The organism is Metallosphaera yellowstonensis MK1 (assembly GCF_000243315.1).
Classification (GTDB): Archaea; Thermoproteota; Thermoprotei_A; order Sulfolobales; family Sulfolobaceae; genus Metallosphaera; species Metallosphaera yellowstonensis.
This window is the reverse complement of the sequence record NZ_JH597768.1, coordinates 148,027-160,168: the sequence shown is the minus strand read 5'-3', so window position 1 is coordinate 160,168 and position 12,142 is coordinate 148,027. Positions and strand designations below refer to the sequence as shown.

The window sequence follows — 12,142 nt, the reverse complement described above, 5'->3', positions numbered from 1 at the left end:
TTAGGTAGGTCGAGGTTCGTAGCCCTAGCGAAGTAAACTAGAGTCCTCTTCTTTCTCTTAACCTTCTCCTTGCTGTACACGAGGAGCCTGAACTCGACCTGCTCGTCCCTCCTGTGCCTCTTACTGTTCGTCTCGTACTCGCCGTCGAACTCCTGGTAGACCTTCACGTCCCCAACAGGAACTCCGATTATGTACTTGAACTGCGAAACGAAGTTGAGCACGTCTACAGTGTAGAAGCCCGCGTCGAGAGTTATCAACCTCACCTTGAACCCCATGGCGACGACTTGCTCCACGAGGGCCTTCACGACCTCATCCTTAGTCATCCCGTTCACTTGAGTGACGAAGGCCAGTAGGAGCACTTTCCCATCTTTAGTCGTCGCAGTTGCGTAGTTCCAAGAGTTTCCCTCCTCCGAACTCCCGAGCCCTCCCACCGGTCTCCCGTACCAGGTCTTGGTCGTCCAGTCTATTGAGACGTCTATCTCCTTGACTCCCTTCAGCGTCTCCAAGGATATCTTCCTGGCGCTTTCCAAGAGTTTCTCAATAACTTCCACCCCTTGCTCCTCCACGTAATTCCTCACGGTCTGTGGGGACACGCCGTACGCCCTCGACTTGCTCTCCACCGAATCGTTCCATAAACACGCTGAGATGAGGGTTCTCGCCACCTCTTCCCCTCTCTTTCCCTTGAAGTTCAGCATGGAAAGTAATTTATATCCTATTTGTTGAACGTTGTTTTGGTGAGGGAGTACCGGTGTTACCATCTCGCTCACTCACGTGGTAATACCACATCTCCCTCACCTTAAACCTTTCTTCAACTGAATTCTTAATACTCTTATAAATCCTGTTATCTATCATGAATCGATATTATTCTGTCAGAATTATTTTTCATAATATGATTTTGGGTCTACCGGTGAGGGCGGGGTAGTTTACTAGACATAGTATTTAATCCTGCCCATCACTCTCGTATACAATTGGATACCAGAACTGCGAGCTCCTGTATTGAGGTGTCGTCCATTTTAGCCGCGAAATACCTCCAGCTTTCGTCGTTTAGCCAGGGCATGACTCTCACTGCCTCGATTATGTGTCTGCACTGTTCAGGTATTTCGCTCTCGTCAGAGATCATATCCTCTACATATTGTTTGATGAGGTTGAGGGCATAGAAGGGCTTCCCAGCCCTGAGCATACCTTCCACGTCAGATAGTAGGGTCATCTCCCTCTCACCAAGAAGAGGATTATTAAGAGTGAACCCAAGGCTGTCAGTGACCCAAAGGCATACGCGTAAACGTAACTCACGGAGTAGAGGAACCCCATTGCCGTGTTGCCTATGAAGTATCCTATCCCTCTGCCTAGGGAGAGTAGTCCCATTCCTCTGCCTACATCTTTACCCCCAACCTTTGATATGACTGTCGGCTCATAGGTCTCCGCGAAGGCGCTACTCAAACCCAGCAGGATAACCAGAGGATAAAGTGCCACTTCACCGTATTTAAAGAGGGGTATGAAGCCTGCACTCGCTATTGCAGTGGAGAGGTAGGCTAGGGTCAATCCAGTCCCCCAGTTTAACTTCAACCTAGAGAGTAAAAAACCAAAACCAGAAGACGAACCGAGGTAAAAAGCGTACGTCAAAGTGCCCAAGTAAAGTCGTGAAGTCGACTGTACCACCGTAATTATCGGGAACCCAGGACTGAACGAACTTATCCCGAAGAGCATGGACGCGAACACAACTCCCCAAAAAACCCTGGAGGATTTATCATCCGATTTTTGTCTGCTCTTAGGCTTAACAATGACGAGCAGGAGTGAGCTCAGGAGGATGGGAATTGCCGTCAAGGGAAGTATAAAGGAGAAGGTAAGATGATAAAGGAGTCCCAACGAGAGATACACTACAGCTAACACTCCGCCAAAGAAGTCTAAGGCATGCAACATGGCGAAAGCCTTGGACCTCTCGTCCTCCGAGGTCACTTCAACGAGCATGGCCCTCCTAGCAGGATTCCTGAAGTTCCTCATAAACCATCCTGACAGGAACAACCCTATGGCTTCAATTCCGCTTTGAGCTAGACCTGTGAAAGATAAGAGAGTGACCAGTAGATTACCCGCTATGGCTATCCTACGGCTCCCATAAATGTCAGATAATGAACCACCTAGGAACGAGAAGAGGAATCCCACACCATAAGATATACTCTCAACGATTCCGTAAACGTAAATAGGAAGGTGAAACTGGAACACTAGGATCACAGGGAATGAAGCTACCACAGCTTGATAACCCAAATCTGCGAAGAAGGCAGAGAAGGAAATCTTATAGACGTCTGAGTTCATGAGGGAGAGTGACATATACTTGTATTTTTAATTAACCCTCCACACTTTCAGTTCTAATCTTAGAATTTCAACCCAAAACGGGGCCTCATAAGGAGTAGTCCACTATCCCCTTAGACACAGATTCCACTCCGACTTGGATGGGGCACTGAACGTCCTCAGGAAATCCAACAACGTGGAAGTTTCAGTGACGAGGAGACCGCTCTCCTTCCTGGTGGAACACAACCAAGCAGCACCGAAAAGGGGCGTACCCTCAACTCGGGGAACCCTCGCCCTCATGTTGTGAGGAGGTCAGAAGACATTGCCTTACAGCAGTTATGGGATTTCTCGTTAGGCGTCGCCTTGAAGTCAAGGCAAATTCTAATAACTGCTTTCCCTAGTCGTCACGTATTCCCTCTGAGGGATCCCTCAAAGAGATCGCTAGTCAATAAGTGGATGGAGCCTGTTTACGACGGACTCTGGAGGGATCCCAGGTCAGAGTTTTAGGTCCTCATTAGCTTCAGTATTCTGTCCCAAGTATAGTCTACGTAGGACTCCAGCTCCTTGTAGTCCTGATCATTCAACCTCTTATATCTACCCTGTACAGAGAGGAAGTCCCTCAACGGTCTCCTAGTCTCCTTCCTCAGACAGTGAAGAGATTCGTTGCTGACCTGGACTCTACCATTCACTACTTCCAACAGGGGCCAATAGCAAGTTTGTACGGCGAGTTTTCCGACCTCTGCAGTCCTAGACGGGTCGAATAGCCAGCCGTAGGGATCTGGAGTGAGGACCTGCAGGTATCTGAACCCCTCGATCGTCTTTGCTCTCCTGAGTTTATCCATAAGGTCGTGAGGATAGCCTACTGATGCCGTCGCTGCATAGGGAACATGATGATCCAGCATGAGGAAGAGAAGTTCCTTCTTATTTTCCTTCTTACCTTCAGGGGTGGTCGGTGTGACAGCCCCGTGGGGAGTGGAACCACTTCTCTGACCCCCAGAGTTCATGTAAGCCTCGTTGTCCACACACACATATATGAAGTTCTCATTTCTCTCAGCAGCTCCACTTAGCGATGCGAAACCTATATCAGCTGTCCCTCCATCTCCAGCCCAAACAACCACGGTGACGTCCTTGTTTCTCTGCTTGAATGCCCTCCACATGCCTGAAGCGGCTGCAGGTCCAGCTGCGAAGGCTATGTTAAGAGCAGGATAACCGTAGGAGTTTTTAGGACCCATCCCTTGGATCACTGAGGAGCATCCGGCCACCACGATTAACGCCACGTTGTTCCCTAGGGCCATCCCCATCATCCTCATGGTCATGTTCTCTGGACATCCAGGACACGCTGACGTTCCTGGAAGTAGGGAGGGGTTAGTGTGCAGTCCTCGGAGTCCCAAGCTCAACCTCTTTCACCTCTCCAGGATAATACCACTCTACCCCTCCAACTTCTGAGTATCTGGCCTCCTCTACGAACCTTGAAATAAGGGAGTAGAAGTCCCTCTTTCCTACAGAGACTCCCCCTAGGCCGGTAACGACTCCCTTAATGGGAATGTTTAACGTTGACTTAAGTTCAAGATAAAGTGGACCTCCTCTGCCCAGGCTTGTAGCCCTGTCAACCACTAATATTGCTCTCTTGTCTCCTAGGTTCTCTCTTATCTCCTTTTCACTCCAAGGTCTTATGTACCTCACCCTGTATAACCCCACATTCAGTCCGTTTTCCCTCAACTTGTCCACTGCCTCCATAGCGTCCAGCGACCACGCCCCCATCGTAACCACAGCGTAATCTGCGTCATCTAACTTGTAGCTCACGTTAAGTGTTCCATAGTCTCCTAGAGGACTTATCTTGTTGTATTCTCTTCCCACTTCTTTGATAACCTCCTCAGAGTTGGTTATGGCCTCATGAATGGACTGTCTGAGCTTCATGTAATATATGGGAGGGAATATGTTACCCATGCTCTCCTTAGTCTCTGGGTCTATTACGTAAGGTTGCCTCCTCGGGGGGATGAAGTTATCGACATCCTCTTGGGACGGAATAAACACGTTAGTTTTCGTGTGGGATAGGATGAATCCATCCATCCCTACCATCACTGGAAGGAAGACTCTGGGATCTTCAGATATTCTGAAAGCCTGAAGGGTTAAGTCCAGAGCTTCCTGAGGGGTTGACGCGAAGGCCATTATCCATCCACTGTCTCTCTCACTCATGAAGTCCGTGTTCTCATTCCAGATGTTCCATGGGGCACCAACTGCCCTAGTAGCAACGACCATCACCAGCGGGGCCCTGCTCCCCGAAGTCCACCAAACCATTTCATGCATATAGAGAAGTCCTTGAGAGGAGGTGGCTGTGAAAGATCTCACCCCTGACACGGCAGCCCCTAAGGTCACTGCCATGGCAGAGTGTTCACTCTCAACTCTGACTATGTCAGCGCTGAGCTCACCCCTAGCTCTCATCTCAGCCAGTTCTTCTATGATAGTGGTTTGCGGTGTTATGGGATAAATTCCTACTACTCCGACCCTCGCCAACTTGACTGCCAGGGCCACTGCCTCATTCCCAGACATCACTTTCATCATTGCTCCATCACCATCTCTATTGCCTTAACTGGACAAACGTTAGCACAGACTCCACATCCTTTACAATATTCATAGTAGACCTTCGCCTTCCTTCCAACTACACCGATCGTCCCTTCAGGACACCAAAGGAAACAGGCGTTACATCCTATGCACCTATCAGTGACCACTGGTCTCACAGTCCTCCAGTTACCTGTCTTTCCCCCCGCTCCCTCTGCAGGAGTAGATACAGGGAATACTTGGTATTCAAGCGACAATCTGCTCCACCTCAAATGTCCTCTCGAAGGATAACTCCACTGCTCTCTTGTTTAACTCACCTAAGTTTCCTGAGAACTCCTGGCCTATGGCCATCTTCAAAGATTCCAAACTAGGTACACCTGTTGCCTTAACCAAGGCACCCAACATCACTATGTTAACCAGAGGCCACCCTGACTTTACGAGTTTGAGCTCAAGAGCGATGCCTGTGGCGTCCACCGTGTAAGTCTTGAATCCCACGGATGGAGAGGCTCCCTTCCAATTTATGACTACCTTTCCATCCTTCCTAAGCCCTCTTAGGGGGTTCGATATTTTTAGGAGTGTAGGATCCAGGATTACCACAACGTCCGGCTCCTCAATTGGAGAGGTTTCCCTTATTTGCGTCCTCGAAATCCTGCAGTAAGACTCTATTTCTGCACCTCTCCTTTCCGCCCCGTAGATTGGGAAGGCTGAAGAGAACATGTTCTCTAGGCTTGCTGCCTCAGCAAGAACGTTGGCGGCAGTGACAACCCCTTGACCTCCTCGTCCGTGAAATCGTATCTCAAGCGATGATTCCACCCAATGAGTATATATTTTTCAAGCATAAAAAACGTTTTCTCTAAAAAGGTTTAATATTTGGGAACGCCGTAATACTTTACTTTTTTAAAGAAATGCGTTCTATGATATATTTCTGATAGAAGGGCTATGGTGGTGGGCACCACGCACGTGAATGGAGTGATCAAGGGTAGCATTAGGGAGACCAGATAAATGAGGTTCAGTACGCCCCTGATCCTTACGTCCCTCTTGTATAGGTACCAACTTATGATCTCCACTAGGGACCAAGCACCTCCCAATGCCAAGAGGGAAAGTTGATGACTGAGGAAGAACGCGATGGGAGATATTGTCGTGAAGGCAGTGCCTAGGAATGAGATGGGAGTATCAGGACTGTACCAAGAGGGTCTCGACTTCAACATGTAAACCATGAATGATGAGATCACGGAGAGCCCCAGGAAGATGAGGGCAGGATAGTATAACACGTAGAAGAACTCCTCCAGGAGGAAGAGGAGAGACGCGAGACCTCCAAAGAGTACCTCCCTGCTGAGCCATGATGTCTTGAGGTTGAACATAACTCTAATGGATCGAGAACTCACTTTGGCGTGACCCACAGATAAGAGGAGAGTCGAGGCCAGAAGTAGGAACGATAGTAAAGGATAATACGGTAACTTGAAGAGAGCGTAACCCAGAGAGATCTCGCTCCCCACAGTGAAGGCAATCAATCCCTTAACGTTGCTCTCGCTCTTTTCCTTGAGCGGAGAGGCTACTATCTTCATGTCTCTAGGAGGGATTATCTTGAACCTAGGCTTAGTGATAGAGGGAGGAGCCAAGTAGTTCACTTGAGCGTCACTTTCTCCCAACCAGCCGAAACTTAGTGCACCAGTAGGACAGCTCTCCACGCAATAAGGCATTCCTTTCCCTAGTCTATCCATACAGAGGTGACACTTACTCATAGTCCCGTCTTTGGTGAAGTGAAGGGCTTCGTAGGGACAGGCCCATTGACAGTATCCACATCCTATACACTCCTGTTGGTTGACGTAAACGATCCCATTTCTTTCCTTCTTTATGGCATTGGCAGGGCACGCCTTAAGGCAGACTGGGTTGTCACAATGATTACAAGAGATAGAGAGAGCAGTCGTGGCCCCCTCAAACTGAAAAACGGGCAGGACTCTCCAGTTCCCTCCGTAAGCCTTATTGCAAGCGTCTACGCAGGCGTTACATATTATGCACTTGTTGTGGTCGAAAACGAAGCCCAACCTGAGCTCACGCTGTGTTTGCTGAACTTCTGCCATACTCTCAACTCTCGTAAAACGATATTAAGGCTTATTACGTAACATTTTAAATATTTTTCATGTCATCGGACTTCTACAGGAGGGCTTTGATAAGGAACTTCTTTGCCTTCTTATTTAGAGAAGGAGAGGACTACTTGGCCATGGTTAAAGAGGAGGAAGCAAATAGGGTATGTAGTGCTGATGATAAGGAGCTCTTGGAATTAGCAAGTACCACTGCGGAGTTTGTGGTCGGAATCACCATGAGTGACAGTGAAATTAGTCGGAAGGTGGCTAAGGTGAGGGAGTGGTGCAATTCACTTCAGTCAAGCTCTGATCACGGAGAAAAATAGGACTAATCCTAGGATCATAAAGATGGAACTTAACGGTCTCAAAGTTCCGTTTCTTAAAGAAAGATAAGTTATGGCTCCGGTTAAAATGGAGAAACCTACAAGAGGAACTAGGGGACTGAGCTCTATTCCTGAAGTCCCTGAGGCTAACCCTATGACGGACAGCAATAAAGTGGAGCTCAGGATACTTTCATTTATAACTCCCGTCAACATGTTTCTAAAGGCGTTCTCCCCCCTAGTCCTTAAGGCCATATAGATCTCTTGGAGATTGGAAGCTATAGGAATAATTAGGACAGCCATGTAATATGGGGGCACATGAAGCGCCGAAGAGGCAGAGAATACGTCCTGGAGCACTCCATTTGATGAGAACCAAATTAACACGACCCCCATCACGAGGGGTATAATACTCTCTCTGTCTACCCTCCATGATCTAGAGACCCTAAATATGGAGTAGAATAGGAAGAGGATTATGAATGCAACTCCCCAGAACAAGTTCAATCTTCCTGTTATTCCCATTAGTGTGAGCATTACAGAGGATACTATCACAAAGTTGTAATCGTTTATTCTCCCTACCACCATATCCTTCTTCCATCTTAGAAAGTAAATAGTCCCGAACATCACTACCCCGATAACGTAAAGTGACGCTATACTACTTAGTACTCCAGATAAAGCCACATAATAGTTAGATCGCAGTGAGGCTTGAAGTGTTAGAATCAGCTCTGGGAAGACCGACGCTAATGCTATGAGATAGGGACTGGAGAACTTGGCTCCACGATACAACATCTCCACTCCCAAGAGGAACACAGGTATGGAGATGAGTCCTGTGATAAACACAGTTATATGTACTCATTTGTTCCCTTTAAGCTTTCAAAACTCCTAGCTGAAAAGAGTGTAGAAAATACATAACATGTTCTAACCATAATAATAAAAAGTATTTTCTAAGACAAGTAAAGAATGTAAACGTTTTTGATCATATTGATACTATTCTCATCCATCAAGCTTAAAAGATATACGTGGCTTCAGATGATTCTGTAGGCTATCGGAAACAAAATCCCCAGGCTAGCTATGATCTCTATATAGTGTTAGTCGTCCTTGATGAAAGCCGGCCTTCCTTTAACATATCCCATAATAAGTTGGAAAGGTCTACATTGTAAATTATCTTAACCTGACCTGAATCCACAAGTATAGAGAATTTCTTTCCTATCATCAGTCTCCTGGCTCTAGGGAAGATCTTGTTACCTTTACACTTCTCTTCTTCACATATCTCCAGGTCATGGACATATATAATGCCGTCAACCTCCTTGTACTGTATTCCATTTTCTTTTAAAGTACTCAATATTTTCTCAATCCCGCTCATCTCTCTGGGATAAACTTCATCATCAGTTATCTTTATGGGCAAGAGTCGCTCTAGTTCTCTACTCGTGATGATCTCTTCATTCTTGAGTTCTTCCAGCTTCTTAATTAATCTGAGGACTGTGTATCCCTTAGGAGTCAGGTAAATCCTGTTGTCTTTTAGCTCAATTAACTTCCATGAAGCTAACATATCCGTATACTTTCTTAAGAGCTCAAAGCTTATATTAGAGGCCCTCATTAGTGTGGTCTTCCTTATGCCCTTCACTGCAAGAGATAGTATATCCCCAACAATTTCCAAAGTGTGTCTCTTCTTTGTCATCAATATCACCTATTCGCACTATAGCACGTTTCGTATAATATTTACTTCGTCTAATATATTTTTGAGCTTAATAAGCTTTGAGGCACATATTGATTTGCAGGATACTTCAATTTTTATCAGAGACAACGTGAAACCTACCCTTAATCTGACATTAGATTTTGAATTAGGAAAACTAGCTAGGCTCAACGTCTAAAAATTGAACTGTCCCATAAGGCAGGCAGATCTTATTCTCCCTTCACTTCCCACGACCTCTGTGGGACCAACTCCCTAAGAGAACCGATGGGTTTCATGGGATACCTTCCTTAACCTCACAACTTCTCATGGACTTCGTTATGGCGTTGTCTATGAAAATGCTAGTCTCGAGGCTTATAATTTCTAACGTATTTATGATTGCATTAAGTGATTAGAAGTTTAGAAGTGATTAGTAAGCAACATTGACACAAAAACACAAATTATCCAAACGTATCATTGAACGTCTACCTCAAGATGCACGTTACCTCACTTACATGGGTATGGAAGTTACCTCGTTAAGGTGGGGAGGCAGACAAGAGTAAAGGAGCAGAGCTCATTAAGTTTTGTTAAGTCAAAGATCTGAGGGTATTAAGATATCTCATGAGAGTCCTAGCCTAAAACCACCCATTTCTTCAAAAACTAAAGCGGGAGTCCCCCATGAGAGACGACGTTTATCGTCTCTTCATTACGCTTCTCTTCCTCTCAGCTGATAGAGCTTCCTCAGTGCGTATCCCCTTATTCTCCCATCCTCGTCTTCATTATTCACGATCCGTTCCAGTATAGGTACGGCCCTTTGGCTCCTAGTTTCACCTAATCCCTCTACAGCCGCCTGTCTCACTGAGGGAAACTGGTCTTTGGCTAAAGTTCCTAATGCGTCAACCGCTGATTCGCCAAACTTACCTAGACTTTTCGTTGCTGATTCCCTCACTGGCACACTCTCACCGTGGAAGGCCTTATCTAGGATGAATTTGAAGTTCCCTTCCCCTCCTAAGGAAGAGAGGGCTTCTATCACTGCTCCTCTGATCACGTCAACGTGGCTCTCCTCCTTATACTGTTTCATGATGACGTCAAGATACTTTTGGATTCCAACTTTACCTAAACTCTTTATGGCCTCTGCCCTCACGTATTGACTAACCTCTCTTTCAAGGATATCTGCTAAGGCCTCACCAGATTCCTCACTGAACTTAAACTCTCCCAATGCATTGGCTACCCCCTTCCTGGCTCTCGGGTCTGGATGCGAGTAACTCACGAGCTCTTTCAACGCCTCCTTGGTACCTACCTTTCCGAGGGCGAGTGCAGCCTCATACGATACTCCCCAGAAGGGATCTCTGAGAAGCGATGAGAGAGCTGCTATGGATCTTGAGCTATTAAACTTGACAAGTCCCCAGGCTGCCCTTATTCTACACATGATTTCCTCGTCCTTAGATTCGGCTATCAGGGACTCCTCAGATTGCTCGTCCTTTATCACTGCAAACGTTTTGAAGCCTGGATCAACGCAGAGGTAACCACCCTTGGGTAGCGATAATTCCACTCTCTTTTTCAGATCTACTTGGAGCTTCTTAAACTCCCCTCCCGTTACTAGCTTTACTTCCACTTTCAAGGGATATATGATCCCCTCCTGGTTTTGATCCAGGATCACAGTTGTGCCATCACTCCTCATTAGGACCTCTGGGTGACCTGCAGAGTAAACGTATTTGTCAAAGAACTCTGTCAGGTCCATCCCACTCACCTCCTCCATTATCTTCCTAAAGTCTTCCGTATCGACTGCCTTTCCAGCGAACTTCTCAAGGTATCTCCTTATACCTTCCCTGAATGTCTCCTCTCCCACAAGGTTCATGAGGGTGTGTAATACCAGAGCACCCTTTTGATAGGTATGTCTGTCGAAGAGTTCATCCGGCCACCTGTAAAACCTGGTCACAATGGGCCTGGAGTACTTGGAGTACTCCTCTAAGTAGGTCCTGAGTTTGCTGTAAAGATCATAGACGAATTCGTTCTCCCCCCTCTTGTATCTGGTGAATAAGGCCTGAAAGTAGGTCGCAAAGGCCTCGTTCAGCCATATGTTGCTCCAATCCTTGGTTGTGACCATATCCCCGAACCACTGGTGAGCCAACTCATGACTCACTAGGGAATCGCTAGTGTAGTCAGGCTCCACTGACTTCTCGTGGAGTACCTTCCACGTGAGGTGAGTGGACGTTATATACTCCATCCCCCCTCCCATACTGAATAGGACAACTTGAGTGTATTGAGAGAACGGATACTTGACGCCAGTGTAGCTGGAGAAAAATTTCATTGCATCCATCGTAGGGGATAGGTTCCAGGAGTACTCCTCCTTTCCCTTAGGGAGGAAATACCTGAGAGTTATATCGTCCACTCGTTCCTCCACTACTGAGAACTCCCCCACAGCCACACTAGTGAGGTAGAAGGAGTGAGGGAAATCTATCCTGTAGTGATATTCCCTCCATTCTCCATCCTCTCTCATGCTCACGAGGTCACCGTTTGACACCGCTTGGAGAGGTTTCTTGACCTTTATGTGCAGTTCACTCCTAACCTTCACTCCGGGAACAGAGAGGGACGGTATCCAGTACATGGGATTTTCGGTCTCTCCCGTGGAGGCTATCTCAGAGTGACCCATGTTGATCTTTCTGAAGGCACCCGTAAAGTTTGCCCTATACCTAATCCCCACGCGGTTTTCACCGTCAACCACCTTGAAAAATATCCTAGAGCCGTCGTAAACGTAGTCTTTATCTCCGTTAACAGTGAACTCCAGGATCTGGAAGTGCCTTCCTTCAAGGTGCATATTGCCTTCCTTACATTCCATGTCTATTTCCGCTTCCCCCTCGATCCAGTCCTCAAGGAAAGCGAGGGAATATCTGGCCAGAGTAGGCTTACAGGGGATGTTCTCAGGGTAATTCTTAACGTGTTCCTTTAACACGTAATTCTTTCCAAGTCTTACCTGAGGGCTATCCTCTAAGGGAACGTAGCTCATGATGGGAGGATATGTTTACTAAATTTTATCTTCTGGGGGGGGGGTTAAGGGCTAATTACTCTAGATAAGGAGTTAAGTGAACTATCCCGCCCTGACGGACGGGGCTTCTTGCTTCCTTGCCCAGCCTTGCCCGTAGTGTTTGGCCACGGGTGGAGGGCGGAGCTCCACAGGCACTACAGGCCACCAGTCCTGATCTCTTGAGCACGTTCAGGGAAGCGTTGTA

13 protein-coding genes are annotated in these 12,142 nt (G+C 46.9%); 2 read left to right on the top strand and 11 right to left on the bottom strand.

The annotated features are described in order from the left end of the window. The 3 genes from METMK1DRAFT_RS08310 to METMK1DRAFT_RS08300 form a co-directional block, all read right to left on the bottom strand. Window positions 1–758: DUF4322 domain-containing protein (locus METMK1DRAFT_RS08310; RefSeq protein ID WP_009072873.1), on the bottom strand; the 758-nt coding region annotated here is incomplete at its 3' end. A gap of 194 nt (window positions 759–952) precedes the next feature. Continuing rightward, entirely contained in the window at window positions 953–1,207 is a 255-nt protein-coding gene (locus tag METMK1DRAFT_RS08305; RefSeq protein WP_009072869.1) for a hypothetical protein, read from the bottom strand. Then, entirely contained in the window at window positions 1,204–2,307 is a 1,104-nt protein-coding gene (locus METMK1DRAFT_RS08300) for an MFS transporter (RefSeq protein ID WP_155812382.1), read from the bottom strand. Before METMK1DRAFT_RS08300 ends, METMK1DRAFT_RS08305 begins: the two co-directional genes overlap by 4 nt. Before the next feature lie 133 nt (window positions 2,308–2,440). Between METMK1DRAFT_RS08300 and METMK1DRAFT_RS17705 the strand changes: the two genes are divergently transcribed. Next, window positions 2,441–2,590 carry a hypothetical protein gene (locus tag METMK1DRAFT_RS17705; protein ID WP_155812381.1) on the top strand — a complete coding sequence of 50 codons (150 nt, stop codon included), beginning with the start codon at window positions 2,441–2,443 and terminating at the stop codon, window positions 2,588–2,590. A 196-nt stretch (window positions 2,591–2,786) separates the two neighbouring features. Here METMK1DRAFT_RS17705 and porB read toward each other — a convergent pair whose 3' ends face one another. Genes porB through METMK1DRAFT_RS08270 form a run of 5 tightly spaced genes read right to left on the bottom strand, consistent with a single transcriptional unit; the run spans window position 2,787 to window position 6,923 of the window. Next, window positions 2,787–3,680 carry a pyruvate synthase subunit PorB gene (gene porB / locus METMK1DRAFT_RS08290; RefSeq protein WP_048087754.1) on the bottom strand — a complete coding sequence of 298 codons (894 nt, stop codon included), beginning with the start codon at window positions 3,678–3,680 and terminating at the stop codon, window positions 2,787–2,789. After that, window positions 3,649–4,845: a transketolase C-terminal domain-containing protein gene (locus tag METMK1DRAFT_RS08285; RefSeq protein WP_009072862.1), complete on the bottom strand. Its 1,197-nt coding sequence runs from the start codon at window positions 4,843–4,845 to the stop codon at window positions 3,649–3,651. The genes porB and METMK1DRAFT_RS08285 overlap by 32 nt, the downstream gene beginning before the upstream one ends. After that, entirely contained in the window at window positions 4,842–5,099 is a 258-nt protein-coding gene (locus tag METMK1DRAFT_RS08280; RefSeq protein WP_009072859.1) for a 4Fe-4S dicluster-binding protein, read from the bottom strand. Before METMK1DRAFT_RS08280 ends, METMK1DRAFT_RS08285 begins: the two co-directional genes overlap by 4 nt. After that, on the bottom strand, window positions 5,089–5,655 hold the full coding sequence (locus tag METMK1DRAFT_RS08275) for a 2-oxoacid:acceptor oxidoreductase subunit gamma family protein (RefSeq protein WP_009072857.1): 567 nt from the start codon (window positions 5,653–5,655) through the stop codon (window positions 5,089–5,091). Before METMK1DRAFT_RS08275 ends, METMK1DRAFT_RS08280 begins: the two co-directional genes overlap by 11 nt. A gap of 50 nt (window positions 5,656–5,705) precedes the next feature. Further along, window positions 5,706–6,923: a 4Fe-4S dicluster domain-containing protein gene (locus METMK1DRAFT_RS08270; RefSeq protein WP_009072855.1), complete on the bottom strand. Its 1,218-nt coding sequence runs from the start codon at window positions 6,921–6,923 to the stop codon at window positions 5,706–5,708. A 59-nt stretch (window positions 6,924–6,982) separates the two neighbouring features. Between METMK1DRAFT_RS08270 and METMK1DRAFT_RS08265 the strand changes: the two genes are divergently transcribed. Then, the gene (locus tag METMK1DRAFT_RS08265; protein ID WP_009072853.1) at window positions 6,983–7,252 is read left to right on the top strand and encodes a hypothetical protein; all 270 of its coding nucleotides are present in this window, start codon (window positions 6,983–6,985) and stop codon (window positions 7,250–7,252) included. Here the strand turns inward: METMK1DRAFT_RS08265 and METMK1DRAFT_RS08260 are convergent. The 3 genes from METMK1DRAFT_RS08260 to METMK1DRAFT_RS08250 form a co-directional block, all read right to left on the bottom strand. Beyond that, window positions 7,226–8,083 carry a sodium:calcium antiporter gene (locus METMK1DRAFT_RS08260; RefSeq protein ID WP_009072851.1) on the bottom strand — a complete coding sequence of 286 codons (858 nt, stop codon included), beginning with the start codon at window positions 8,081–8,083 and terminating at the stop codon, window positions 7,226–7,228. The two genes, METMK1DRAFT_RS08265 and METMK1DRAFT_RS08260, sit on opposite strands and share 27 nt — an antisense overlap. A 238-nt stretch (window positions 8,084–8,321) precedes the next feature. Beyond that, window positions 8,322–8,921, bottom strand: a complete 600-nt coding sequence (locus tag METMK1DRAFT_RS15655; protein ID WP_009072849.1) for a transcriptional regulator — start codon at window positions 8,919–8,921, stop codon at window positions 8,322–8,324. Window positions 8,922–9,618: 697 nt separating this feature from the next. Further along, window positions 9,619–11,919: a M1 family metallopeptidase gene (locus METMK1DRAFT_RS08250; protein WP_009072847.1), complete on the bottom strand. Its 2,301-nt coding sequence runs from the start codon at window positions 11,917–11,919 to the stop codon at window positions 9,619–9,621. Window positions 11,920–12,142: the final 223 nt, after the last annotated feature.